Source organism: Streptomyces sp. GbtcB6 (assembly GCF_019091475.1).
In the GTDB taxonomy this organism is placed as follows: Bacteria; Actinomycetota; Actinomycetes; order Streptomycetales; family Streptomycetaceae; genus Streptomyces; species Streptomyces hyaluromycini.
The window spans coordinates 18,625-42,835 of sequence record NZ_JAGXJL010000052.1 but is presented as its reverse complement, the minus strand read 5'-3'; the positions used below and the strand labels follow the sequence as shown (position 1 = coordinate 42,835).

The window sequence follows — 24,211 nt, the reverse complement described above, 5'->3', positions numbered from 1 at the left end:
GTTGACGACCATGACCATCGAGTGGCGCTACACCATCGAGGGTGATCTGGACATCCTCTCGGTTGCCGGCCACCTGGGCCCGGACGCCGCGCGTCGCTTCACCGGTGCCGTCGGCCGGGCGCTGGCCCGCGGCACCGGTCCGGTCGTCGTAGACCTGACCGAACTGCGCGGCTGGTAGGCCGAGGGACAGCTGGCGATCATCGAGGCTGCCCGCCTGCTCGTGCGGGCGGGCAGCAGCCTGGAGCCGGCTGCGATCCCCGCCGACGGATCCCTCGTCCCCACTGGTGACGACCCGCTGTTTCTGGTCCACGCCGACCTGCCCGCCGCGCTCGCCGCGCACGGCATCCAGCCGGGGGAACCGGCCGCGGCACGCCAGTCGTGGCAGACCACCGGCTGGCCTGCCGGTGCCCCGAGCGCCGGGTGACCTACCCCGCTCAGCCGGGCGCGAAGGCGTTGTCGCCGTCCCGGACGGGCACGAGCGTGGAGGAGTCTTCCTCGGTGGCGATCGCCACGTCCTCGGCGAACCCCATCACGGTCAGTTCGCGCCCGGAGGCGCTGGCGCTGATCGCGTGGGCGAGGTCGGCGGTGCCCTCGAAGCCCGCTTTCGCGGCCGCGGCCTCTGTGGACAGCGGACCTGCTCCCTGGGAGCCAAGCCGGGAGATGAGGGCGCCGGCGCCCAGCAGGTCTTCCAGCGCGGGACCCAGGCTCCCGTCGGGCCACCCCTCGCCTGCGGCGATCACCGCGACGGGGTGTTCGGGGCTGCCGTAGCCGCGGTAGACGAGTCGGCTGCTGACCGCGGTGACGTTACGCAGGCAGGCGGCGATCACCCGTATCTCCGGTCGTGCGGCGGCGGCGATGGACGCGCTGCCCGGTGACCAGGTGGGCCACGGCGGGCGCGGCGCGCAGGTGCGCGGGGGAGGGGGACCACGGGGTCGCGGAGGGGTGACGGTGAGACGATGGGCGGCCAGCCGTGCCCCCGCCGGCGTGCATACGCGGCGGCAGCCTCCTAGGCATCCGCCGCGGAGCCGTCCGGCCACCAGAACGGCAGGACGCGGATGCCCGTCTCGACGGCGACGCTCACCGACTTGCTGAAGGACAGCACGTCGACGATGACCAGGCAGGCCGCCTCCAGTGCGAGGCGTCGCGCGCCGGTGGGGCCCCACTCGAAGCAGACTCCACTGCCGGGCTGGAGATCCCAGTCGCCCATCGCATCCCTCCCCGGCTCCGCTTGCCGTGCGGGGTTCATCCCTGGCGGGGATACAGGGCCGGCTGATCGGCACGGCCTCCGAAGGCCAACTTCAGCAGGCGGGACTCGCCGCAGCGCGGACAGCTGCCGTCCGGAGCAAGGGCGGTGGGCCGGCACTTCAGACGGCAGCCGGGGCACTTGAACCAGGCGACGCCACTGCCGCGAAGCGGGGTGATTCTCACGCAACCCTCCTCACAAGACCTCAGGAATTGCTAATGTTAGCAATTCCTGAGGTCATCACTGGTGGATTCGGCGGTCCTCTCCTCCGGTGCGGTTTCGGCCTGGCCGGTGCCGCAGGCGAGGATGGGTCGCATGTTCTTGACGAGTAGGTGGATGCGATGCGCCGAGCTGCGGCCGGTGGTGCCGTGCTGCTGCACGGGGGAGGAGGCGGCCAGGTGAGTACGCCGCTCTACCAGCTGAAGGCCGAATTCTTCAAAACCATCGGCCACCCGGCCCGCATCCGTGTCCTGGAGCTGCTGAGCGAGCGCGAGCACGCGGTCGCGGAGATGCTGCCCGAGGTGGGCATCGAGGCCGCGCACCTGTCCCAGCAGCTCGCGGTGCTGCGGCGCGCGAACCTCGTGCGGACCCGGAAGGAGGGCTCCAACGTGTACTACTCGCTGGCCAGCCCAGACCTCGCGGAGCTGCTGCGGGTGGCACGGGGCATCCTGTCCGGCGTGCTGGCCGGGCAGGCCGAACTCCTCGCCGACCTGCAGGCCGCGCAGGGGGAGGCGAAGCCGCCGTCGTAGCGGCGGCCCCAGGACGGCGGCCGTCTCCTCGGAGAGTTGACAGCGCTCTCTGGTGCCGGGAGGCGGCCGCCTTCACAGACATTGCCCATCGGGGCAAAGCGTTGGAAAAGTGCCGTAACTCTGGTCGCGGGATGGCCGGTTGGTCCCCTGCGGAGAGGTCCTCACCGTCTCAGGGAGGGTTCATGGGTCTGCTGCGCAAGATCCGCGCCACCGGGCAGGTGGCCGAGCCCGCGCCACCGCGCCCGCAGGGCGACGTGCCCGAGAAGGCACGGGAGCTGGGCGGCTCGGTGCAGGTGCGGTGTGTGGACGCGGGATCCTGTAACGGCTGCGAGATCGAGATCGCGGCGGCCTTCAACCCGGTGTATGACGCGGAACGTTACGGGGCGCGGCTGGTGGCCTCGCCCCGGCATGCGGACGTGGCGCTGGTGACCGGGCCGGTGACGCGGAACATGGCCGAGCCGCTGCGGCGCACCGTCGCGGCGATGGGCGAGCCGCGGCTCGTGGTGGCGGTCGGAGACTGTGCGATCAACTGCGGGGAGTTCGCGGGCGGATACGGCGTCGAGGGCGCCGTGTCCGACGTTGTACCGGTCGATCTCCAGGTCCCGGGGTGTCCGCCGGAGCCGGAGGAGATCATCGCCGCACTCCGGAGAGTGACGGGACGGTGAGCGTGATCCCGGCCGCCCTCGCGACGGCCACCGCACTGGCCGGCGCGGGAGCGCTGGCCGGGTGCGCGCTGCCTTACCGGCTGCGTGTTCCGGTCGTCGGCGTGCTGACGGCCGGTGTGGGGGCGGGCGGTTGTATGGCGGGCGCGGCCGCACTGAGCGGCAGCCGCTGGAGTGCCGCCTTCCCCGGGCTGCTTCCGCTGGCCGGGGCGCATGTGGCGGTGGACGCGCTGGCGGGCCTCTTCATGGCTGTGGCGGGGGCCGTCGTGGCCGCGGTCGCGGTGTACGGGATCGGGTACGCGGCCGGGCACGGCGCCCATGGGCTCGGCTCACATTCCGCGCAGGCCGTGTTGCCGCTGTTCGCGCTCACCCTCGTGCTGGTGCCCGTCGCGGCATCTGTGTCCACGTTCCTGGCCCTGTGGGAAGTGATGGCACTCGTGTCGCTGCTGCTGGTGCTGGCCGAGCACCGGGAGCGGGCCTCAGTGCGGCAAGCCGGCATCTGGTACGCGGTGATGACCCACCTCGGCCTGGTGCTGCTGCTGGCGGGATTAGCGCTGTTCGCCGCGCAGACAGGCGGGGAGACCTTCGCCGCGCTGCGGGCGGGCGCGCACACCGTGTCGCCGACGGTACGCGGCTTGGTGTTCGTCCTGGTCGCGCTCGCATTCGCGTCGAAGGCGGGTGCCGTGCCGCTGCACGCCTGGCTGCCGCGTGCGCATCCCGAAGCACCCAGCCCCGTCTCGGCGTTGATGAGCGCGGCCATGGTCAACCTTGGCATCTACGGCCTCGTCCGCACCGGCCTCGACCTGCTGGGCGGCGGTCCGGCCTGGTGGTGGCTGGGGCTGATCGCGGTGGGCGGGGCCAGCGCGGTGTACGGGATCCTGCAGGCGGCGATGGCCTCCGATCTCAAGCGCCTGCTGGCGTACTCGACCTCGGAGAACATGGGCCTGGTCCTGATCGGGGTGGGTGCCTCCGGGCTGTTCGTCGCCTACGGAAACCGGCCGCTGGCCGCGCTGGCGCTGGCTGCGGCGCTCCTGCACGTGGTCAACCACGCCGTGTTCAAGGCCCTGTTGTTCTGCGCGGCCGGGTCGGTAGTGCGGGCCACCGGCCTGCGGGACCTGGACCGTATGGGCGGGCTGCGCGCGCCCATGCCCGTCACCGCCGGGCTGTTCGCGCTGGGCGCGCTGGGTGCGGTGGCGCTGCCGCCGGGCAACGGATTCGTCAGCGAGTGGCTGCTGCTGCAGTCCATGATCCATGGGCTGGCAGTGCCGGGCGTCGCGGTGGCGGTCGTCCTGCCCTTGTCGGTGGCACTGATCGCACTGTCTGCGGGCATCGCCGCGGCTGTGTTCGTCAAGGCGCTCGGGGTGGGCTTCTTCGCCCGGCCGCGCAGCACGCAGGCGGCGGCAGCGAAGGAGGCACCACGGCTGATGCTCGCCGCGATGGCCTTGCTCGGGGCAGGGTGTGCGGCTCTGGCCCTGGTTCCGGGACTGCTGGGCGACGGCCTTGACCGGGCCGTGGACGCGGTCGGTCTTCCCGGCAGCGGCGCGGTGTCGGGCGGCGGGCTCAAGGTGCGGCTCACCGACGTCTCCGCGACGCTGTCCCCGCTGTGGGTGGCAGCCGCGTTGACGGCCGCGCTCGCGCTGGCCGTCGGCCTGCCCCGGCTGTACGGACGGCGGCGGCGTCGGGTGAACGCCCGGCTGTGGGACTGCGGGGGCGGGGCGCCGACCCCGCGCATGGCCTACACCGCAACCTCGTTCGCCGAACCTCTGCAGCGGGTCTTCGACGACGTCCTCGCACCCGAGCAGGACGTGGACGTCACCCCGGTGCGGGAGTCGGCGTACCTGGTGGAACGGGTGCGCTTCCAGCACCGGGTACCCGACCGGATCGAGCACCGGCTGTATGAACCGGTGCTGCGGTCCCTGGCCGGTGCCGGGCAGGCGGCCCGGCGGCTGGCGGGTGGCAGCGTTCACCTCTACCTCGGCTACGGCTTCGCCGGACTGGTCGTCCTTCTGTTGATCCTGGCGGTTGGCTGGTGAGAGCGAACAGATGAACGCTGTCGGATACACGGCTGTGGCCGGCCAGATCGTGGCAGTCACTGCCGGGGCGCCGCTGCTGACGGGGTGGATGCGCCAGGTACGGGCCCGTCTGGAGGGACGGGCCGGGGCCGGGGTGCTTCAGCCCTGGCGGGACGCCCGCAAGCTGCTGCGCAAGGAACCGATCACCCCGGCCGGCACCGGACCCGCCTTCCGGGCTGCCCCCGCTTTGCTGGTCGCCACCACCGTGGTCACTGCCGCACTCGTGCCGCTGCTGTCCACCGACACTCCCGTCAGCGGGCACGCGGATCTCATCGTGGTGGTGTCGCTGATCGCGCTCGGCACGCTGGCCCTGGCCTTGGCCGGCCTGGACACCGGCACCGCGTTCGGTGGCATGGGTGCCTCCCGCGAGATGACGGTCGCGGCCCTGGTGGAGCCGACCATCCTGCTGTCGGTGTTCGCCTTGTCGATTCCGGCCGGCACCACCAACATCCCCGCCATCGTCACCGGCGCCGTCGACGAACCGGCTCGTCTCGCCTCCCCGGCCGGGCTCCTGGCCGTGGCCGCGCTCGCGGTGGCGGTACTCGCGGAGACCGGGCGGATTCCGGTGGACAACCCCTCCACCCACCTCGAACTGACCATGATCCACGAGGCGATGGTGCTGGAGTACGCGGGCCCCGACCTGGCCTTGGTCGAACTCGGCGCCCAGATGCGCCTCACCCTGCTCCTGGGCCTGCTCTCCTCTCTGTTCGTGCCCTGGGGCATCGCCACCACCGGCTCCTGGGCCGCGCTGGCCGTGGCCCTGGTGCTGCTCGCGGCGAAACTCGTCCTGCTGGGCGCGGTGCTGGCGGCGGCCGAGGTGTTCTGGGCCAAGGTCCGGCTGTTCCGCGTGCCCGAACTCCTCGCCGGATCCTTCCTTTTGGCGCTCCTCGCGGTGACCGCCTCGTACTTCCTGACCGGAGCCTCATGAACGGCGGCCTCTACACCCAGCTCCTCGACCTGGCCTGTGGCCTCTTCCTGCTGGCGGCCGTGCTCGTGCTGTGGGTGCGCGAACTGGCCGTCATCGTCCGGATCTTCGCCCTCCAGGGCATCGCGCTCGCCGCCCTCGCCGTGCTTCTCGGTGCCCACGAACAACGCTGGGACCTCATCGGTGTGGGCATCGGCATCGGCCTGCTCAGAGCGGGTGTCCTGCCGTATCTGATGCGCCGGGCGCTGGCCGCGATCACCGCCGACCGGCAGCGGTACGGCACGGCGGTAGCGGAGAGCAGGGAGACGCAGCCCCTGGTCAATGTCGCCGCCTCGCTGCTGACCGCGGCTCTGCTGACCCTGCTGGCCTACGCGGTGGCCCGCCCGCTGACCGAGCTGAACCCGACGCCCGCCACGCGCGCTCTACCCGTCGGCCTCGCCGTCGTCCTGATCGGCTTCTTCGTCCTGGTGACCCGCAGACGGGCCCTCGCCCAGGTGGTCGGCTTCCTGCTGCTGGACAACGGCATCACCGCCACCGCGTTCCTCGCCACCTCCGGGGTGCCGCTGATCGTCGAACTCGGCGTCTCCTTCGACGTACTGCTGGCCGTCCTGGTGCTGCAGATCCTCACCACCCGCATGCGCGAGGCATTCGGCACCACCGACATCGACGACCTGCGGGAGCTGCACGACTGATGAGCCCCACCGCTTCCGCCCTGCTGCTCACCGCACCCGCCGCCGCACCACTGCTGGTCGCCGGGGCGTACACGCTGAGCGGAGCCCGCGCCCGCCCGCCCGCCGCAGCATTCGCCACGGTGTTCACCCAGGCCCGCAAGCGGGCATCCGCACAAGGCTCCGTCCTGGTGCAACAGGCACTCGTGCCCACTACGACGAGGCGCAAGCGGTATCCGACGGACTGGGTCGCTCTTGTCTCACCGGCCGTGATCCTCACCTGTGGCAGCCTGCTCGCGGCGGATGTCGTTGCCGATGGCCCGCGCACCGCGTACTCCGGGCTGCTGCGCGCGGACGCACTCACCGTCTGGATGCTCCTGGTCATCGGTACCGTCGCGCTCATCGCCTGTGGCAGCGCCCCTGTCTATCTGCGCGGCGAACGGGAGGCCGGGCGGGCGAGCGAGCGGACCGTACGTCGCTACCACGTCCTGGTCCAGGCCTTTCTGGCGGCCATGTGCCTGGCCGTGCTGACCGCGAACCTCGGCGTGCTGTGGGTCGCCATCGAGGCCACCACCATCGTCACCGCCTTCCTCGTCGGCCACCGCCACACCCGCACCTCGGTCGAGGCCGCCTGGAAGTACGTCGTGATCTGCTCGGCCGGTATCGCGCTGGCCTTCCTCGGCACCGTGCTGATCTACTACGCGGCCCGGCAGGCCGGTATCACGGAGGCGTGGGCCCTTGACTGGCCCACCCTCGTCGCCCACGCCGACCGCCTCGACCCGGCGGTCACCCGCCTCGGCATCACCCTCATCGTCCTCGGCTTCGGCGCCAAGGCCGGCCTGGTCCCTCTGCACGCCTGGCTGCCCGACGCCCACAGCCAGGCCCCCGCGCCGGTCTCCGCGCTCATGTCCGGGGTCCTGCTCTCCGTGGCCTTCACCGCGATCCTGCGCTACCGGGTCATCGCGGATGCCGCCCTCGGCACCGGCTTCACCCGCGTCCTGCTCGCCGCCATCGCGCTGCTCACTCTCGCCCTCGCGGCCGGCCTGCTGCTCGCCCAGCGCGACTACAAGCGGATGCTGGCCTACTCCAGCATGGAACACATGAGCCTGATCGCCCTGGCCACGGCGATCGGCAGCCCCCTCGCCCTGTCCGCCGCGCTGCTGCACATCGCCGGCCACGGACTGGCCAAGTCCGTCGCCTTCTGCGCCTCCGGCCGCATCCTCCAGCTGACCGGCACCACCCGGATGGGACGCGTCCGCGGCCTGATCGCCCGAACACCGTCGCTGGGAGGGGCGTTCGGACTCGCGGCCGTAGCCTTGATGGCCTTCCCGCCCTTCAGCCTCTTCGCCTCCGAACTCGGCATCGCCCGGGCCGGTTTCGCCGCCGGCACGGGCCTGAGCTGGGTCACCGCGGCGGCTCTGCTGCTCGTGCTCCTGGCCTTCGCCGCGCTCGCCGCCCGCACCGCCCGGATGCTGCTGGGAACGGGAACACCGGCACACGAAAGCTCCTCGGCCGTGTGGCCCCTGGCACTGGGGCTGGCTGCCTGCGCCGCCCTGGGTGTGGCCACCGGCCCGCTCACCGACCTGCTGCACGCCGCCGCCCACGCGATCGGAGGCCAGTGACGCGATGCGCAAGAGCTACCAGAGCAGCTCCGCCACCCTGCCCCAGCATGCCGAGAACCTGCTCGCCCAGGGCCATCGGCTCGCCCTGATCGCCGCGCACATCGACGAGGACGGGCCGCGCGTGGTGTACCTGTTCGCCTCCGGCCCGCCCGATACGCGCGTGGAGCTGAATGTCCGTCTCGCCTCCGACCGGCCAGAAGTGCCGTCGCTGGCTCATCTCTCCTTTGCGGCGGGCCGGTTCGAACGCGAGATGCGCGACCTGTTCGGCATTGTCCCCCAGGGCCACCCCCTGCCCCGCCGCCTCGTCCGCCACTTCCACTGGCCGCGCGGCTGGTACCCCATGCACGCCGACGCCGGCCCCCCGCCGACCTTTGGCGAACAGGAAGGCCCTTACCCCTTCCTGGAAGTCGAGGGCGACGGCGTGTACGAGATCCCGGTCGGCCCGGTACACGCCGGGCTGATCGAACCCGGCCACTTCCGCTTCTCGGTCGTCGGCGAGACGATCCTCAAACTCAAGGCCCGCCTCTGGTTCGTCCACAAAGGCATCGAGAAACTGTTCCAGGGCCGCAGCGTTGCCGCCGGCCTGCCGCTGGCCGAGCGCATCAGCGGCGACACCGCCGTCGGCCATGCGCTCGCCTACTGCCTGGCCGTCGAAGAGGCCACCGGCACCCAGGTTCCCGCAGAGGCACAACGCGCCCGCGCCCTGCTGCTGGAACTGGAGCGCATCCACAACCACGTCGCCGACCTCGGCATGCTCTGCAACGACGTCGGGCACGGAATCCTCAACGCACACGCCCAGCGCATCCGCGAACACCTCCTGCGCCTCAACAAGGACGTCACGGGACACCGGCTGCTGCGCGGCGGCGTCCTCCCGGGCGGCGCGGCCCTGCGCACCCTGCCCGATCCAGCCCGGCTGAAGGCGCTCGGCGAGGACATCCGCGAGATCACTGACCTCGCCCTGGGCCACTCCACCGTCCGCGACCGCTTCACCGCCACCGCCGTCCTGCCCACTCCCGCCGCCCGGGAGATCGGCTGCCTCGGCTACGTCGCGCGCGCCAGCGGCATCGCCAACGACGCCCGCGTGGCGCACCCCTTCACCGCATACGGTCCACAACTCGACATCCCTGTCCATACCACCGGCGACGTCCTGGCCCGCTTCCTGGTCCGCGCCCAGGAGATCGAGGTCTCACTCGCCCTGATCGAGCACTTCGCCGAAGGACTCGACGCCCCCGCCGCGGTGCTGGCGCCCCACCCGCTGCCCGGCGCGGGCCCCGGCACCGGCGTGGGACTGGTCGAGGGTTGGCGCGGCACCATCGTCACCCGCGTCGAACTCACCGCCGACGGCACTCTCACCCGGGTCAAGCCCGTCGACCCGTCCTTCTTCAACTGGCCCGCCCTGCCGGTCGCCCTGAACGACACGATCGTCCCGGACTTCCCGCTGACCAACAAAAGCTTCAACCTGTCCTACGCGGGCAACGACCTGTGACCGGTCAGGAACCCGCGCCGTCGCCCACCAGCCGGTATCCGGTCACGATGTCGGCCTTGATCCGCACCGGGTGCTCCATCTCTGTGGCGACCAACAGCGATCAACCTCGGCACTCCTTTCTCCGTCATCCGCGCCGCTCACAGCAACGTCAATGGAAGAAATCTTCACATTGTGCCCAGGGTGGTCCGCTGGGGAGGAGGCCTATGGGACAGCCGCCCGCAGGAGAGGAACGTCCGTCCACTGGCTGGGCCGGTCCACAGCTTCACCGGTACCCCGGCGGTTGCCCAGGGCCGTTCGGCCCCAGGCATGGGGCGATGACGGGTTTCTCGGGGGCGCCCGGAACCCTGGCGACGTGGTTACTTGTGTGCATGCTCGCCGAGGTAGAAGAGCAGCCACACGAACCCGGCGAACAGATGGGTGCCGAAGATGTAGAAGCCTGCCCGGATCACGACCCCGCGCTCGATCTGCCACTCGCGGTCCTTGTCCTTCCCTTTGCGCGTCGTGTTCGGCGGCGGCTCGGCCGCTCCGGCTTCCTCACTCACGATGTCGTCTCCCTGTCCTGCGATCTCCACGTTCGCCTGGCCGGTTCCGCGCTGACGTCGCCGTCGTACTCGCCGGCCAGCTCGGCCACCAGCTGCAGTCCCGCCCCCATCGCGCCCGGTTCGAGGTCGGGCAGGCACGGCTCGGCGTCAGCGACGCCGACGACCAGATGGCCCGCCTCGACCGTCATCGCGACGTCCGTGACCGGAGACCGGGGTGCGTGGCGCAGCACGTTCACGACCAGCTCACTGACCACCAGCAGCACCGCGTCGGCGAACGCGGAACCCGGCGCGACGCCCGCCTCACCGAATTGTCCGGCCACCGCCTCACGGGCCATCCGCACCGCCTCAGGCCCCACCGGGATCGAGACGACGTGGCGCCGCACGGGCGACGGCACATGCTCTGTCGCCGCCGCGGGTCGGCGTCTGCGCCACGGCCGGAACGGGTGCCCGCCCCTCACCGGGCCGCGTCTGCGGAACGCAGTTCGTCCAGTAGCTCCTGCCGGCCCGCCAGCAGTACGGACAGGATCCGGCGTGCTGCGGCAAGCAGGTCGGCCACATCCCCGCCCGCCAGCTCGTACACCACGGTGGAGCCGGTCCGGGTAGCGGTGACGATCCCGGAACGGCGCAGCACCGCCAGCTGCTGCGACAGGCTCGACGGCTCGACCTCGATGGCGGACAGCAGGTCGCGTACCGGCTTCGGCCCGTCCTGCAGCAGCTCCAGCACCCTGATCCGCACCGGATGCCCGAGCATCCGGAAGAACTCCGCCTTCGCCTCGTACAGCGGAACCGGCATCCCGATCACCCCTCGTCCAGTTCTGTCGCCTCGACGTCAAGCCCATGCCTGCGGGCGAACCTGACCGCGTCATCCAGCTCGTCCTGCGCCACCGCGACGGCATAGGGGTCCTCCGCCTCCCGGGCGGCCGCCAGAGCGGCCCGGGCCGCCCGCACCCGCGCCAGCAACGCCTCAACAACTGTTCCCACCCCGACCTCCACACCGTCGATCATCTATCAACCAATGCAACTAGCTAATTGAAGAACTCTTCAATTGTAGGTCCCGCTGACCGCGGCCGCCCCGTCTCGCGAGGGCACTCCGGGTTTCAAACGTCTGCCAGCTGTGCACAGAGGCAGAACTCGCGCAGTTCGGCCCCGCAGGCGCACTGGCGGACGAAAGTGAGCACATCGCCCCGCCGCAGTGAGTCCCGGCACAGTTCATCGGTCAGCTCCAGAGCACGCCGAGCCACGCAGCCGAGCCGACTGACCGGACCCATCTCCGCCTCGCGACGCAGACACGCGATTTCCCTCGTGGCCACCGGATCGGTGCCGGCTGCCTGCAACTCCGCCAGGAGCACGGACGCCTCCCCGACGAGATACTGCTGCGTCAATCCGACCACCGCCCAAATCAGCCAGCAGGCCGACACCACCATTCTCCGCTCCTGCATCCCCCGCAGCCAGACTTCGCTACAGGCCCCGGCGCACTGCCTCACACGCCGGAGCCGTGGAGCGCTTGCACGAGGACGCTGAGAGCGGGTGACACCGCCGCAGGCAAGGAGGTGTCGGCCGGCGGCGAGGGTGGGACGCTCGAAGGTGCGGCTGGGACGGTGAAGACGCGACCCGCTCAGGCGACACAGTGACGTCTTCGAAGCCTTCAACGTCGTCACCGACGGTGTCCTGGCGCCACCAGTGGTCGAGGCGATCCGGGTGCTGAGCATCGCGCGCCAGCGCGGTCAGGGCCCGCACTCCAGGCGCCGAACCCGGTCCGGGGTCGGCCGGGTGTCCGTACCGGCGATTCTGCGCGACCAGGTCGCGGGGCTGGACCGAGCCGCGCTGATACGCGCCCTGGCCCGGCTGCGGCCGGGCTACGACCGGTCCTGTCCACCTTGGGCACCACAGCGCCTGGCCCGCCGCAACCAGGCCCTGGACGATGAGATCGCCGGGCTGGACGCCGAACCTTGCCGATCGCAGCCACCGGCCCGAGGCTGCGGGCGGTTCGGCCGCGCGACCGCCTACCGTAGAGACATGAGCGAAATCGTCGTCGTCTACGAGCTCGACAAGTCGGCGGCCACGCACTCCTCCCCGGGAACGCCGAGCGGTGAGGAACGGCACGTCCGCAGGGTGCACGCGGCGCCCGCCGCCCCAGGGGCGCCCACCGCGACGGGACCGAGGACCCTCTGCGGCAGGGACACCTTCGCGATGGAGACGACCCGCTGGAAGCCCTCCGAGCACCCGGGGGCGCCCTGGTACCCCGCGGAATACGCATCCGTGGCCTGCCCCGACTGCGATGCCGTGATCGAGACCTGACCGGCATGCCGACTGCCTGACGTCGCCGCACCCACCGTTTTCCTGCCGCACACCACCCTTGTGCCACGTACTTGCAGGGCATCTGCCAACGGCCGGTTCGTTCTACTGGCCGCCGCCAGGCGTCGCGGCGGGGGCGGGGCAGGCCGCCCTTGCCCCAGGGGACCTGACGGAGTACCGAGAGTGGCCGTCGACGGTCCCAGCGAGCGTTCCGTCACCCGTGCCAGATGCCGCTCGAACACCTCTCGCATGCCCGGTGTCAGCGTCCGCAACGCCACCGCCTCTCGGACGGCCCTGCGCCCCGCCGTGTCGATCAGACGCCGTGAAGCACGCTGACCGGCGGCGACGGGGCTACGGTGATGCTGCATGAGACGCTCCTTGCCCCTGGATGCCGTGCCCCGCCTCACCGGCGCGGCGATCGTCGGAGCGGTGGTCGGCGTGGCCGTGGCGCTGGCGACCGATGGAGCACTGGGCGCACTGGCCGCGATCGCCGCGACGGAACTGTCCTTCGTCCTGGCGGGCTGGGCGGTGCTGTGGCCGATGGACGCCACGGCCACCCACCGCAATGCACGGCGTGAGGACTTCCGTCCCGTGACCGATGAACTCGTGGTGGTCGCGGTGGCCCTGTGCGGACTGGCCGCCATCGTGCTGCTGCTCGTGCGCGGGAAGTCCGACCCCGGCCATGTGGCGGCGGCGACCGCCCTGTGCGGCGTCTTCACGGCCTGGGCCGCGCTGCATCTGATGTACGCCGCCCGTTACGCCTACGTGTATTACGAGTCCGAGGGCGGGATCGACTTCAATTCGGACGACCCTCCGGCGTACCGGGACTTCTTCTACTTCAGCTACAACCTCGGCATGACTTATCAGGTGTCCGACACCGATGTGTCGAGTTCGGCGATCCGGGCGATCGTGCTGCGTCACACGCTGCTGTCCTACGTCTTCGGCACCGGCATTCTCGCCACCGCCATCAATCTCGTCGTGGGCATAGTGAGCGGCTGAGGAGGAGACTCCGGGGCAGGGCCGGGCCACGACTGCCCAGGGCCTGGTGACCGCACGGCGTGAGCCGGTGTGTCCAGGGCAGGAAGCATGCGTCGCGCTGACCGGTCGCGCAGGACGGCCTTGGCCAGCCCCTCGCTGTCCAGGACCAGGGTGCCGCCGGGCGCGGCGGGGGAGCGGGACACGCGGCGTCGGCCCCGCCCTGCGTCTGCTGCCGACGGGCCTGGTGGAACTGCTCACGCAGAGCCTGGACCTCTTCGTCCGTGACGGGATCGTGCTCGGCCTCTGCGACCTGGATGAGTTCGTTGAGGTTGTCGCGTTCGATCTGCCGGGCCACGGCTGCAGCGACGTAGGCGGACAGGCCGCTGCGGGCTTTGGCTCACGCACTTTGGGCATCGTGAACCCGGAACTGCGACTGCTCAAGCACCAGCTCGGCCGGGATCTCGACGCCACAAGCACCAAGGCGGAGAAGTTTCTCGGGTGGCGAGCGCGTCCCATCGAGGACACCATCGCGGAGACTGCCGAGAGCCTCCTCGCCCACGGCATCGGGACAAAAACCCGCTCGTAACCGACCGACGCGGCAGCCCTGCGCGCCGAAGATGCGTCGAACCGGTGACGCGGCGCGACAGGTGTCGCTGGTGCTGCATCAGCGGCTCGTACCGGTATCGCCATCGTCATGGGGAGAATCCCGCTGTCTCCTGCCGCCCGGAGCGGAGTCGTCCCCTTGCTCTTCCAATAGTTCAAGGAGTGCGGCATCCGCCCTCTTTTGATCTTCCTTGGTTAGCTCGACCGGTGCGTTGTTGTAGACGGTGTAGCGATTCGGATCGATGATGTTGGCGGCCCGCAGGGTGAACGTCAGCAGGCGGCGCCACCCTTTGCGGTGACCGACCCGGGCTTGCAGCTGGACCTTGTAGTCACGGGCTTCCGGCATGAACCCGGAGAACGGCGCCTCGAACTCGAGGAAGAGTTGTTGCGCCTCTCTGCCGGGCACGACGAAGCCGGCCGGCAGCTTCGCATCCTCGTCCGGCCCCGGCTGGAGGCGAGACGCTGTGGACACCCACAGGAGCGGCAGGTGAGATGCGGGGTCGTCAGGGAAAGTCAGGATGAGGTCCTGTACGACTATCGGCTTGGGGCCGGTGTTATGAAGTACGAGCGGGAGCCGCAGACGGGTCGTCGATGAGTGGACAATCGCTGCGAAGGCATGAGGCTCCCACGTCCTCAGGTGCCCTTGTCTGGCGTTGAGCCACCAGAACGACGCCACGGTGAAGAGCAGTGCGCAGGTCGACACCACGCCGGCGCCTGTGAGTGATGAGGACGCGGCCTGCTCGGTCGCGGTCATCAGCGGAACCACGGATTCAGTGTGCCAGCCCCGGCGCGGGCTCGCTGAGGACCGGGATCAGAATGAGGTGCTTTCCGTTGAGGAATGACGGGAGGATGTCGAGGTCGGGCCCGGGAAACGGCCCAGGCGTTACTGCGCGGGCGGCCTGCTTGGCGGCTCCCAGCCGTGGGTGAGGATGCCGAAGATCGCGTCGACGGCGGCCCGGCGGTCCTGCCGGCCGCGAGCGAGCACCGGGATCTCGAGTACGAATCGGGCAAGCGCCACACATGAGAGGTCGTCGTGGTCAACGCCGAACTCGTCAGCGATGGCCGCGCTGAGGCTGTCGGTGTACCGGGTCCACATGCGTTCGGCGTAGGCGCGCAGCACCGGCGTGGAGTTCACCAGGTTGGTGAACTCGGCTGCCTGAGGATGTGCCTCGATCGACGGCCAGGTGTCCAGGACGTGCTGTCGAAGGGCATCGAGGATGCTCTGACCGGAGGGACGCTCCCGCACCGCGGCGATCAACTGTGCCTCGCGGTCTTCGTCCTGGTCGAACACCAGCGCCTCCTTGCCGCTGAAGTGCTTGAACACCGTCGCGGTCGACACGTCGGCGGCGTCGGCGATGTCACGGATGCTCACCTGGTCGTAGCCGCGCTCCAGGAAGAGTTCCAGTGCGGCGTCGGCGATCGCCTGCCGGGTGGCCGCCTTCTTGCGGTCGCGGCGGCTGGCAGAGGGCATGGTCATGGCTGGAGCGTACCCGATAGTCGAATTAGTCACTAAGTAGAGTCGTTGCACTTTTCTACTCACTCTGATTTTATAAGCGTTGCGAGCACTGAGCAGCACATCCTTGTCGGCCCGGTCAACGCCTGCACCGCGCTGGCCTGTTCATCTGAGAGGCCCCTCTGCGCGGCACATCCGGTGCCGAGGCCGACGACGCCCGGCCTGCCTGCCGCACTTCGCCGACCGAAAGGGACAACCATGAACTCCCCAGAACCCGCCCGGGCACGCATCAGCATCATCGGTGCCGGCCCCGGCGGACTGACCTGCGCCCGCATCCTTCAGCAGCGCGGCATAGCGGTCACCGTCTACGACCGAGACGGGGGCCCCGACGCGCGCAACCAGGGCGGCACCCTCGACCTGCACGCCGACAACGGCCAGATCGCCCTGCGCGAAGCCGGTCTGCTCGACGAGTTCTTCAAGCTCGCCCGCCCCGAAGGGCAGGAAATGCGCCTGATGGACCCGACCGGCACGATCACGTCCCATGAAGTCCCGGCGGCCCACGAACTCTTCAAGCCGGAAATCGACCGCGGCCAGCTGCGCAACCTGTTGCTCGACTCCCTGCAACCGGGCACCGTGCACTGGGGCCGCGCCCTCGACACGATCGGCGGACCCGACGACGGGCCGCGGCAACTGCACTTCACCGACGGCACGACCATCCAGACCGATCTGGTCATCGGCGCCGACGGCGCCTCCTCCCGAGTGCGCCCGGCCGTGTCCCCCGCCGTCCCCGAGTACACCGGGGTGAGCTTCCTGGAAGCGTGGTTCTCGGACGTCGAGAACCGGCACCCGGACCTGGCCGAACTGGTCGGCCAGGGCAGCGCCCACGCGGCCGACGGCGAGCGCGCCCTGTTCGCCCAGCGCAACAGCGGAAACCACATCCGCGTCTACATCGTCCGACGAGTTCCGGTCGACTGGATCAGCATGAGCGGCCTGACAGGCGGGGACACCGACGGCATCCGCGCCCTGCTCCTGGGTGAGTACGCCCACTGGTCGCCTCGCCTGCGCCGGATGATCACCGAAAACGACGGTCCCTACGTCGACCGCCCGATCTTCGCCCTCCCGGTCCCGCATACCTGGGAACACAACCCGACGGTGACCCTGCTCGGAGATGCCGCCCACCTCATGCCCCCGCTCGGCGTCGGCGTCAACCTCGCCATGCTCGACGCCGGCGAAATCGCCCTCGCTCTCGCGAACGCCGCCACCGTCGCCGACGCGATCCGAACCTATGAGAAGGCCATGCTCCCCCGCTCCATCGAGACAGCCAAGTCCCTCGAAGGCGGCGCCGAACACCTGCTGTCCACCGAGGTACCCGACTTCGGCAGCAACAACGACGCCCAGCACTAAAGTGTCACGGTGCCGGTCGGCGCCCTGGCCTCGTTCTCGTCTCCTGACTGCTCTGCAGGAAATCCGTCACAGCCGGCTAGGTGAAAAATGGGCGCCGGTACTCAGAAGAGCACCGGCGCCCATGGCATGACGCCTCTCACCTACCTGCAGTGCCGTCAGGCCCAGGCGAGGGCGTCCTCGACGGGCACGCGGGGCAGCCGCGGGAACCACGGGTCGGCTCCGGGGTGACCGATGCCGACCACCAGTTGCGAGCGCCGGCTGGTACCGGCGAAGAACTCCTCGTCCACGTCGGCCCTGTCGAAGCCCGCCATGGGACCGGCCGCCAGCCCCGCCGCCCGGACGGCGAGCAGGAAGACCCCGGTCTGCAGTGCCGAGTTGTAGGCGGCAAGGCTCTCGCGCCTGTCAACCTGGTCGGCGAACGCCGCTCGCAGCATCTCGCCGCGGGCCGGGAAGACGGTCGGCATCTGCTCGTGGAAGTCGACGTCGTACGCCAGGATCGCGACGGCCGGCGCGCTGAGCGTCTTGGCCCTGTTGCCCTCGTCGAGATGCCGGACGAGTCGCTCCTTGCCCTCGTGGGTGCGCACGAAGAGCACACGCAGTGGCTGGCCGTTGGCGGCGCTCGGCGACCAGCGGGCGAGTTCCCAGATCATGGCCAGTTCGTCGTCGGCAACGGCCACCTCGGCGAAGGTGTTCGCGGTGCGGGCCTCGGTGAACAGCACCTTTCGTCCGGCATCGTCGAGGACATCGAGGGCCTGCTGTGCGCGGTTGGTCATGCTCGTCATTTCTCTCTTACTTCGGTTGTGTGTGGTGCCGGGGCGGGCTGACCGCCCCGGCACCACCCCCTGGGGACGGGGTCTGCGGAGCCGGGCAGGGCACAAGGATCCGGTGCTGTCACGTGGGCCTGTGGTCCCCTGGCCGACGTCATGTGTCGTGTGCTGACCGCTTGTTCCGCTCCGCGCCCAGGCGGGCGAAGTAGGCGATCAGGTCGGGATCGTCGACCGCCTCGGGGTTCAGGACCTGCTCGGCGGGGGCACCCTGGAGCAGGCGCTTGACGGGAACCTCGAGCTTCTTGCCGGTCTTCGTGTGCGGGAGCGCCGGTACGGTGAGGATCTCGTCGGGGACGTGGCGGGGTGAGGCGCCCGCGCGGATGGCGGCGCGGATCCGGTCGCGCAGGGAGTCGTCCAGGGCGACCCCGTCGGCGAGGACCACGAAGAGCGGCATCCAGTAGCCGCCGTCGGGTTCCTCCGCGCCGATGACGAGGGCCTCGGTGATCTCGGGGAGGCGTTCGACGATGTCGTGGATGTCGGCACTGCCCAGGCGCACGCCGTTGCGGTTGAGGGTGGCGTCGGAGCGGCCGTGGACGATCACCGAGCCGTGCGAGGTGAGCGTGATCCAGTCGCCGTGCCGCCACACACCGGGGTAGGCGCCGAAGTAGGCGTCGTGGTAGCGACTGCCGTCGGGGTCGTTCCAGAAGTACAGCGGCATGGATGGCATGGGCCGGGTGACGACCAGTTCGCCGACCTGGTCGAGGACAGGGGTACCCGTCGCGTCGTAGGCGGCCAGGGCCACGCCGAGACTGGGGCCGGACAGCTCTCCCGCCCAGACGGGGGTCGTGGAGGCGCTGCCGGCGAAGCCGGAGACGATATCCGTGCCGCCGCTGGTGGAGGCCAGCTGGACGTCGGCGCCCACGTGGTCGCGGACCCAGGGGTAGGCGGAGGCGGCCAGAGCGGAGCCGGTGCAGCCGACGACGCGGACGGCCGACAGGTCGTGCACGGAGGGTTCGATGCCCAGCTTGGCCATGGCCAGCAGGTACTGAGGACTGGTGCCGAAGACGGTGACTCTGTGACGGGCCGCCAGCTCCCACAGGACGTCCGGACGCGCCTGCGGTACCGGGCTGCCGTCGTAGGTGCAGGTGGTGGCACCGGTCAGCAGGGTGGAGACGACCAGGTTCCACATCATCCAGTGGGTGGAGGTGTACCACAGCAGGCGGTCCCCGGTGCCCAGATCGGTGTGCAGGCCGAGGGTCTTGAGGTGTTCGAGCAGGACCCCGCCGTGCCCGTGGACGATGCCCTTGGGCAGTCCGGTGGTGCCGGAAGAGAAGACGACCCACAGGGGGTGGTCGAACGGCACCGGGGCGATGGTGAGGTGCTCGACGCGGGTGGCCGCTTCCTCCCAGGGAACCCTCAGCCCCGAGTTACCGCCCTCGGGCCACTCAAGGCCCACATGGTCCACGAGCACCGTGGCCTTCAGGGTCGGCAGGGCTGCGGCGAGTTCGAGCGAGGCGGCGCGGCGGTCGTGGGTCGTGCCGTTGAAGAGGTAGCCGTCAGCGGTGATGAGCACCGTGGGTTCGAGCTGGGCGAAGCGGTCGGCGGCGGCCTTGGGTGCGTAGTCCTGGCCGCACACCGACCACACCGCGCCCAGGCTTGCGGCGGCGAGGAAGGCGATGACGGCGTGGGGGGTGTTGGGCAGGTAACCCACCACCCGGTCGCCCTGCCCGACGCCCAGGTCGCGCAGGCCGGCAGCGACGGAGGCGACCCGGGCGCGCAGCTCCCGGCCCGTGATCTCGTAGCCGGCCCCGGTCTCGTCCAGGGCGGTGATCGCGGGAGCGTCCGGCCGCAGGTTGCGCAGCGCGTGATGGACGTAGTTGAGGGTGGCGCCGGGGAACCAGCGGGCGCCGGGCATGGTCTCCTCGGCCAGCACCCGCTCGTACTCGGTCGTCGCGTCGATGTCGAAGTACTCCCACACCGCGGTCCAGAACCCTTCGAGGTCGGTGACGGACCACTGGTGCAGGGCTCGGTAGTCCGTGGGGTCCTGAAACCCTTCGGCGGCCCGGTGCCGGGTCGCCCATCGGGAGAAGTCCGCGATGCGGCTACGGGCGGCCGACTGCGGGTCGGGAGTGAAGAAGGGTTCCGTATACGACTCAGGGCGCGGGGTGGTCATGGTGTGGTGCTCCTCGTCAGACGGGCCGGGCATCGGCGGTACGGCGGGCCGTGTGCAGCAGGGGGGCCCACGCGACGGTGTCCGTGAAGTCGCCGGTGCCGGCCGGGACGGTGTCCATCACGACGCGGTCGGGGCGCAGCAGGACGGCGTCGGCACGGCCGCGGGCCAGCCAGCCGGCCAGGGCGCCGTCGTCGCCCAGGTCGTCGACGCGGATCGTCGGGGCGCCCAGCGCTGTGGCCACGGCCGTCATCTGCGCTGTGGTTGGCACAGCGGTCAGGACGGCGAAGGAGTCCCCCAGGACGTCATCGAGACGCACTCGCCTGCCGTCGTACCGCACCCAGGGCTGCGGGCAGAAGGTGCCGGCCAGCACGCGACCGGTCAGCCTGGGGCGGCGCCGTACGAGTGGACCTGCGGTCAGCGCCGGACTGAGGTCACGGCTCACCGCCGCGGTCACACCGGGGACGCGACAGGCCGTTCCCACAACCGCCCGGCGGAACGCCGCACCGCGGTCCTGGCCGCCGGTCATGGCCCAGCCGACGGCGACCGCCATGCGGATCACATGGCGGGCGTGCGGCTTGCGCTCGCGTTCGTAGGTGTCCAGCAGCCCCTCGGGTGCGCCCTGTTGGAGGACGCGGGTGAGTTTCCAGGTGAGGTTGTTGGCGTCGCGCAGGCCGGCGCACAGCCCCTGCCCCACGAAGGGCGGAGTGAGATGGGCGGCGTCGCCCAACAAGAAGACACGCCCCCTGCGCCACCGGTCGGCGAGGCGGGCCCGGAAGGTGTACTGCGCCTGCCGTATCACCTCGAAGCCGGTGCCCTGCGAGGCGTCGGACGGCAGGTCCACCCAGGGGGCGACCAGTTCGCGCAGGCGCTCCCATCCGTCCGGGCCGTCCAGGTCCTGGTCGTCGGCCAGCCGGAACTCCCAGCGGTAACGGTCCTCGCCGACGCGCATGAAGGTGGCCGGCCGGGTGGGCGAGCAGATCTGCTCGGCGCCTTCCCAGGTGCGCACAGGGCGACTGGTGCGCACGTCGATGGCCCGCCAGCTCTCTTCGAAGCGCAGGTCCTCCCAGACGGCGCCGATGGCGTCACGGGTGAGACTGCCCGCGCCGTCGCAGCCGAGGACGGCATCGGCCCACAGGTGCTCCTCCTCGTCGCTGCCGTCGCGCCGGAAGGTGACCCGGACCGGGCCCGTCGGATCGTTCGGTCCGTCGGTGTCCCGTGCGACGGACTGGGTGACGGACACCACCTCCACCCCACTCCACAGTTCGCACTCAGGGCGGCGCGCCAGGGCGTCACGCAGCAGGCGTTCCAGCTCGGGCTGGTCGAACATGCTGGTCTGGGGGAAGCCGTGGTGCCCCTGCGGCGACCGCGCGAATTCGGCGATCACGTGGTGCCGGGAGTCCAGCAGTCGCAGGCCGCGCGCCGGTCGGGCGAGGGCGGCGAACTCCTCGTGTACACCTACGCTCTGCAGGATCCGGCGGATCTCGTCGTCCACGACGACGGCACGCGGCAAGGGGTAGACGTCCCGGTGGCGTTCCAGGATGAGGCTGTGCACCCCGTGCCGGGCGAGCAGGAGCGCGGCCGTGACTCCGACGGGTCCCGCACCGATGATCACCACCGGTCGCCGGGATGCGGCGCTCATGTCGCGTCCGCCACAGCGGTCCGCTGCTCGCCGAGGTCGATCCGTCCGTCCGAGGTGGCGATCGTGGCGGTGATGAGGTCACCGTTGCGCAGGTACTTGGGGTTCTTGGCCTGGCCCTTGAAGAACGCCTTCCACTTCAGTGCGGGCGGCAGCAGCGCAGCGATCTTCTCGGCCGCCTTGGGCGGGGCCTGCAGAGCCGTGCCGCCGGGAGTGCCGGTCAGCAGCAGGTCGCCCGGGTCGAGGGTCTGGAAGCGGGCGAGCAGGGTGAGCGCCTGTGCGGGCCGTACGATCATGTCGGCGAGCGTGCGGTCCTGGCGCGACACGCCGTTGACCGACAGCCGCAGCCGAAGATTCAGCAGGTGGGCGAAGTCCTCGGGTTCCAGCAGGGCCAGGTACGGACCCGTCGGTGTGAAGGTCGGGTAGGACTTGCTCTCGTAGAACTGGGTCTTGGTCAGCTGGACGTCGCGGGCGCTGACGTCGTTGGTCAGGACGAGGCCGGCGACGTAGCGCGGCAGGTCCTGTTCCTCGACGACGGTGCCCACGGGCAGGGTTGCGCCCATGACGAGGCCGAGTTCCACCTCGTAGTCGAGGAACTTGACGTGCGTGGGTCGGATGATCGTGTCGTGGGGACCGCTGACCGAGCCGGACGCCTTGCGGAAGAAGGTGGGCGGGATGTCGCCGGTGAAGCCTGAATCCTTGGCGTGGCTGCGGTAGTTGACCATCTGGGCGACCACCCGGCACGGAGTGGTGACCGGAGGCAGCGCCACCAGGTCGGCGACGGGCATGCCGCTCTCGGCGGAGGCGGCGGCCTCGCGGACCGCATCCCGGTCGGCGAGCAGTTCGGCGGTCGTGACGGCCTTGGTCCGGACGCGGACGGCGCGTTCGTCCCGGACGACCCACCAGCCTCCCCCACTCTCGGCTTCGCTCGAGCGGGAGGTGCCCCCAGTGGTACGCAGAACGTTGGTGCTCATGAGCTCATCGCTTTCATCAGGCCCAGCAGGCGTGCGGGGTCGAGTTCGTTGTCGTCGCGCAGGGCCGTCATGACCTCGCGGAGCTTGGCGGGGGAGGGGTTGGTGCCCAGGAAGTCGCGGGTGACGGGTGGCCCCCACTGGGCCAGGCCGCTCGCCGACATCGGCGCCCAGCCGGGCTCCAGGTCGCAGGAGAAGAGGTCGCCGTCGGCGAAGTGCTCCAGCATGAAGTGGTCGGGGTCGCGCCAGTAGTCGAAGAGCTGGCTGCCCTGGATGTGCCGACCGATGCCCCAGCTGCGCCGGTAGCCGCGCTCGGCCAGATACTCCCCGCCGACGGCGATCGAGTCCAGGTCGGTGACCTGGTAGGCGGAGTGGACGTAGCCGGTACCGGGGCCCAGGTGCAGGGCGAGGGTGTGGTGGTCCACGGGCCTGCTGCCCTGGTCGCAGCGGATGAACGCCATCGTCGGCCCGCGCCCGCGCTGCCCGTCCAGGAACAGGAAGTCGGACACGATCATCCCGAGGGTGTCCAGATACCAGTCCAGCGTGCGGGCGAACGTCCGTGTCTCCAGCACCACATGGCCCAGCCGCTGGATACGGGACGGCTCGCGGGGCGGCCGCTGGGTGGCGTTCGTACGACGGTGATCGGTACCGAAGTTGAGGATCAGCGGCTCCTGCTCGGGCAGCGCGGGCAGCCGCTCGGCGCAGTGCACCACCCGGACCGGCAGGCCAGAGGGATCGAGCAGGGCGACCGACTGCCCACCGCCCGGTACGCCGATGTCCCGGACGGTACTGCCGGTGGTGCGGGCCAGCCGGTCCAGGTCGGCCCGCTCGGCCGCGCGGAACGCCGGCCCGAGGAAGCGGGAGGCGCGCCCGCGCCGGATGACCATGCAGGGTGAGCCCTCGAACGTGCCGCGCAGCCACAGTTCGTGGTCGGTGCGGGCGACGATCGCGAAACCGAAGTCTCGGGCGAACACCTCGGCCCGGTCCAGGTCCGGCTTCTCGAACTCCAGCCAGGCCAGGTCCGCCACCTTGATCACGGGATTGCGGGCTCGTCCGTGGTGCTCTCCGCGCAGGGAGCCCTGCTCACTGTGAAGGTCCTGGTGAGACGTCTGGTGAGCGCCCTTGTTAACAGGGGTGTGGGACATGGTGTCCTCCAAGCAACACTGCCGTAATGAGGAAATCATCAACTCTGTGGTTTCTCATCGTCAATAGGGGCAGCTCAAATAATTGAGGATCTCATCAGTAATGGCGAGGTCATCGCTGCAGTGGTTACACTGGGCGTATGCCGACGTCAGCCCCGCCCAAGAACCGTTTCGAGCGGCGCCGCGCCGAGACTCGTCAGTCGCTCGTCCGCGCGGCCCGGCAGATCCTCGCGGAGACCGGGGACACCAGCGTCAGCATCCAGGCGATCGCCGAGCGCGCGGATGTCGGGTTCGGCTCCTTCTACAACCACTTCGAGTCGAAGACGGAGCTGTTCGACGCCGCGGTGACGGACGCCCTGGAGGAGTTCGGCCAGGTCATCGACGAGCGCGTACAAGGAATCGACGACCCGGCCGAGCTGGTCGCGGCGGGCTTCCGGCTCACCGCCCTGATGGCCGACTCCCACCCGGAACTCCTGCGGATCCTGCATGACCGTGGGCTGGCCCACATCCACTCCGACCGCGGCCTTGCCCCGCGGGCGCTGCGCGACCTGGAGATCGGCATCGCCTCCGGCCGGTTCGCCTGTCGCAACCCGACCACGGCCCTGTCCGCCGTGGGCGGCACCCTGCTGTCCCTCGTGGCGCTGCGACTGGCCCGCTCCGAGCTCGATGGCGACGAGGTCGCCTCCGACCTGGCCGAAATGGTTCTCCGCATGCTGGGCATCGCCCCGGACGACGCCCACGAGGTCACCCGACGTCCTCTGCCGGGCCTCGACTGACAGCTCGGCAGCCGACATCATGCGGACCGCGAAGGGTCCCCCCG

Annotated in this window: 27 protein-coding genes and 3 pseudogenes; 14 read left to right on the top strand and 16 right to left on the bottom strand. The window is 70.4% G+C overall.

Translation table 11 applies throughout. From position 1 onward, the window contains the following. The first annotated feature begins 10 nt into the window (after window positions 1-10). Complete coding sequence (locus KVT45_RS58245) at window positions 11-178, top strand: hypothetical protein (protein ID WP_308311059.1); 168 nt, start codon at window positions 11-13, stop codon at window positions 176-178. 42 nt (window positions 179-220) lie between these two features. After that, complete coding sequence (locus tag KVT45_RS58240; RefSeq protein WP_308311058.1) at window positions 221-424, top strand: hypothetical protein; 204 nt, start codon at window positions 221-223, stop codon at window positions 422-424. 10 nt (window positions 425-434) lie between these two features. Here KVT45_RS58240 and KVT45_RS57030 read toward each other — a convergent pair whose 3' ends face one another. Further along, window positions 435-827 (bottom strand): 2-phosphosulfolactate phosphatase, encoded by a 393-nt coding sequence (locus KVT45_RS57030; RefSeq protein WP_308311057.1) that lies wholly within the window; start codon window positions 825-827, stop codon window positions 435-437. A gap of 179 nt (window positions 828-1,006) precedes the next feature. Next, a complete protein-coding gene (locus KVT45_RS57025) occupies window positions 1,007-1,207 on the bottom strand; it encodes a hypothetical protein (RefSeq protein ID WP_254648302.1) in 201 nt (66 codons plus the stop codon). 434 nt (window positions 1,208-1,641) lie between these two features. Between KVT45_RS57025 and KVT45_RS45260 the strand changes: the two genes are divergently transcribed. The 7 genes from KVT45_RS45260 (at window position 1,642) to KVT45_RS45230 (ending at window position 9,427) form a co-directional block, all read left to right on the top strand. Beyond that, window positions 1,642-1,992, top strand: coding sequence for a metalloregulator ArsR/SmtB family transcription factor (locus KVT45_RS45260; RefSeq protein WP_217555626.1), 351 nt, complete (start codon window positions 1,642-1,644; stop codon window positions 1,990-1,992). 182 nt (window positions 1,993-2,174) lie between these two features. Continuing rightward, a complete protein-coding gene (locus KVT45_RS45255) occupies window positions 2,175-2,657 on the top strand; it encodes an NADH-quinone oxidoreductase subunit B family protein (RefSeq protein WP_217555607.1) in 483 nt (160 codons plus the stop codon). Continuing rightward, complete coding sequence (locus KVT45_RS45250) at window positions 2,654-4,687, top strand: proton-conducting transporter membrane subunit (protein ID WP_217555606.1); 2,034 nt, start codon at window positions 2,654-2,656, stop codon at window positions 4,685-4,687. Before KVT45_RS45255 ends, KVT45_RS45250 begins: the two co-directional genes overlap by 4 nt. 10 nt (window positions 4,688-4,697) lie before the next feature. Further along, window positions 4,698-5,654 carry a respiratory chain complex I subunit 1 family protein gene (locus KVT45_RS45245; RefSeq protein ID WP_089107194.1) on the top strand — a complete coding sequence of 319 codons (957 nt, stop codon included), beginning with the start codon at window positions 4,698-4,700 and terminating at the stop codon, window positions 5,652-5,654. Next, entirely contained in the window at window positions 5,651-6,343 is a 693-nt protein-coding gene (locus tag KVT45_RS45240; RefSeq protein WP_089107193.1) for a hypothetical protein, read from the top strand. The genes KVT45_RS45245 and KVT45_RS45240 overlap by 4 nt, the downstream gene beginning before the upstream one ends. Further along, a complete protein-coding gene (locus KVT45_RS45235; protein WP_217555604.1) occupies window positions 6,343-7,941 on the top strand; it encodes a proton-conducting transporter membrane subunit in 1,599 nt (532 codons plus the stop codon). Before KVT45_RS45240 ends, KVT45_RS45235 begins: the two co-directional genes overlap by 1 nt. Before the next feature lie 4 nt (window positions 7,942-7,945). Then, entirely contained in the window at window positions 7,946-9,427 is a 1,482-nt protein-coding gene (locus KVT45_RS45230; RefSeq protein WP_217555602.1) for an NADH-quinone oxidoreductase subunit C, read from the top strand. A gap of 356 nt (window positions 9,428-9,783) precedes the next feature. On the opposite strand, the gene KVT45_RS57020 is transcribed toward KVT45_RS45230, so the two are convergent. From KVT45_RS57020 to KVT45_RS45205, 5 genes are all read right to left on the bottom strand, one after another. Further along, window positions 9,784-9,969, bottom strand: a complete 186-nt coding sequence (locus KVT45_RS57020) for a DUF6126 family protein (protein WP_089107190.1) — start codon at window positions 9,967-9,969, stop codon at window positions 9,784-9,786. After that, window positions 9,966-10,304, bottom strand: a complete 339-nt coding sequence (locus tag KVT45_RS45220; RefSeq protein WP_254648300.1) for an ATP-binding protein — start codon at window positions 10,302-10,304, stop codon at window positions 9,966-9,968. Before KVT45_RS45220 ends, KVT45_RS57020 begins: the two co-directional genes overlap by 4 nt. A gap of 119 nt (window positions 10,305-10,423) precedes the next feature. Further along, a complete protein-coding gene (locus tag KVT45_RS45215) occupies window positions 10,424-10,762 on the bottom strand; it encodes a helix-turn-helix transcriptional regulator (protein WP_217555598.1) in 339 nt (112 codons plus the stop codon). Window positions 10,763-10,767: 5 nt separating this feature from the next. Continuing rightward, the gene (locus tag KVT45_RS45210; protein ID WP_150136313.1) at window positions 10,768-10,950 is read right to left on the bottom strand and encodes a hypothetical protein; all 183 of its coding nucleotides are present in this window, start codon (window positions 10,948-10,950) and stop codon (window positions 10,768-10,770) included. A gap of 116 nt (window positions 10,951-11,066) precedes the next feature. Beyond that, entirely contained in the window at window positions 11,067-11,393 is a 327-nt protein-coding gene (locus KVT45_RS45205) for a hypothetical protein (RefSeq protein ID WP_217555596.1), read from the bottom strand. A 592-nt stretch (window positions 11,394-11,985) separates the two neighbouring features. On the opposite strand from KVT45_RS45205, the gene KVT45_RS45200 reads away from it, so the two are divergent. Continuing rightward, window positions 11,986-12,267 (top strand): hypothetical protein, encoded by a 282-nt coding sequence (locus KVT45_RS45200; RefSeq protein ID WP_217555594.1) that lies wholly within the window; start codon window positions 11,986-11,988, stop codon window positions 12,265-12,267. Window positions 12,268-12,630: 363 nt separating this feature from the next. Beyond that, window positions 12,631-13,263 carry a DUF1345 domain-containing protein gene (locus KVT45_RS45195; protein ID WP_089107186.1) on the top strand — a complete coding sequence of 211 codons (633 nt, stop codon included), beginning with the start codon at window positions 12,631-12,633 and terminating at the stop codon, window positions 13,261-13,263. Between the two features lie 98 nt (window positions 13,264-13,361). Here KVT45_RS45195 and KVT45_RS57015 read toward each other — a convergent pair. Further along, window positions 13,362-13,445: pseudogene (locus KVT45_RS57015) on the bottom strand (DNA-binding protein); the annotation flags it as partial. Further along, a pseudogene (locus KVT45_RS57010) lies at window positions 13,445-13,639 on the bottom strand (CopG family transcriptional regulator); the annotation flags it as partial. The pseudogenes KVT45_RS57010 and KVT45_RS57015, both read right to left, overlap by 1 nt. Here KVT45_RS57010 and KVT45_RS45190 point away from each other — a divergent pair. Continuing rightward, window positions 13,640-13,828: pseudogene (locus tag KVT45_RS45190) on the top strand (aldehyde reductase); the annotation flags it as partial. Window positions 13,829-13,906: 78 nt separating this feature from the next. On the opposite strand, the gene KVT45_RS45185 reads toward KVT45_RS45190, so the two are convergent. Both KVT45_RS45185 and KVT45_RS45180 read right to left on the bottom strand, forming a co-directional pair. Continuing rightward, window positions 13,907-14,599 (bottom strand): hypothetical protein, encoded by a 693-nt coding sequence (locus KVT45_RS45185; protein ID WP_217555592.1) that lies wholly within the window; start codon window positions 14,597-14,599, stop codon window positions 13,907-13,909. A 129-nt stretch (window positions 14,600-14,728) separates the two neighbouring features. Further along, complete coding sequence (locus KVT45_RS45180) at window positions 14,729-15,322, bottom strand: TetR/AcrR family transcriptional regulator (protein ID WP_217555590.1); 594 nt, start codon at window positions 15,320-15,322, stop codon at window positions 14,729-14,731. Between the two features lie 234 nt (window positions 15,323-15,556). On the opposite strand from KVT45_RS45180, the gene KVT45_RS45175 reads away from it, so the two are divergent. Then, the gene (locus KVT45_RS45175) at window positions 15,557-16,702 is read left to right on the top strand and encodes an NAD(P)/FAD-dependent oxidoreductase (RefSeq protein WP_217555588.1); all 1,146 of its coding nucleotides are present in this window, start codon (window positions 15,557-15,559) and stop codon (window positions 16,700-16,702) included. A 155-nt stretch (window positions 16,703-16,857) separates the two neighbouring features. On the opposite strand, the gene KVT45_RS45170 is transcribed toward KVT45_RS45175, so the two are convergent. The 5 genes from KVT45_RS45170 to KVT45_RS45150 all read right to left on the bottom strand — a co-directional run bounded on the left by KVT45_RS45170 (window position 16,858) and on the right by KVT45_RS45150 (window position 23,394). Then, the gene (locus tag KVT45_RS45170; protein WP_217555585.1) at window positions 16,858-17,475 is read right to left on the bottom strand and encodes a malonic semialdehyde reductase; all 618 of its coding nucleotides are present in this window, start codon (window positions 17,473-17,475) and stop codon (window positions 16,858-16,860) included. A 148-nt stretch (window positions 17,476-17,623) separates the two neighbouring features. Further along, on the bottom strand, window positions 17,624-19,642 hold the full coding sequence (locus KVT45_RS45165; protein ID WP_217555583.1) for an acetoacetate--CoA ligase: 2,019 nt from the start codon (window positions 19,640-19,642) through the stop codon (window positions 17,624-17,626). A 16-nt stretch (window positions 19,643-19,658) separates the two neighbouring features. Then, window positions 19,659-21,281: a bifunctional 3-(3-hydroxy-phenyl)propionate/3-hydroxycinnamic acid hydroxylase gene (locus KVT45_RS45160; protein ID WP_217555581.1), complete on the bottom strand. Its 1,623-nt coding sequence runs from the start codon at window positions 21,279-21,281 to the stop codon at window positions 19,659-19,661. Beyond that, window positions 21,278-22,252: a fumarylacetoacetate hydrolase family protein gene (locus KVT45_RS45155; protein WP_254648299.1), complete on the bottom strand. Its 975-nt coding sequence runs from the start codon at window positions 22,250-22,252 to the stop codon at window positions 21,278-21,280. The genes KVT45_RS45160 and KVT45_RS45155 overlap by 4 nt, the downstream gene beginning before the upstream one ends. Next, on the bottom strand, window positions 22,249-23,394 hold the full coding sequence (locus tag KVT45_RS45150; RefSeq protein WP_217555579.1) for a VOC family protein: 1,146 nt from the start codon (window positions 23,392-23,394) through the stop codon (window positions 22,249-22,251). The genes KVT45_RS45155 and KVT45_RS45150 overlap by 4 nt, the downstream gene beginning before the upstream one ends. 137 nt (window positions 23,395-23,531) lie before the next feature. On the opposite strand from KVT45_RS45150, the gene KVT45_RS45145 reads away from it, so the two are divergent. Beyond that, window positions 23,532-24,167, top strand: coding sequence for a TetR/AcrR family transcriptional regulator (locus KVT45_RS45145; RefSeq protein ID WP_217555577.1), 636 nt, complete (start codon window positions 23,532-23,534; stop codon window positions 24,165-24,167). Window positions 24,168-24,211 lie beyond the last annotated feature (44 nt).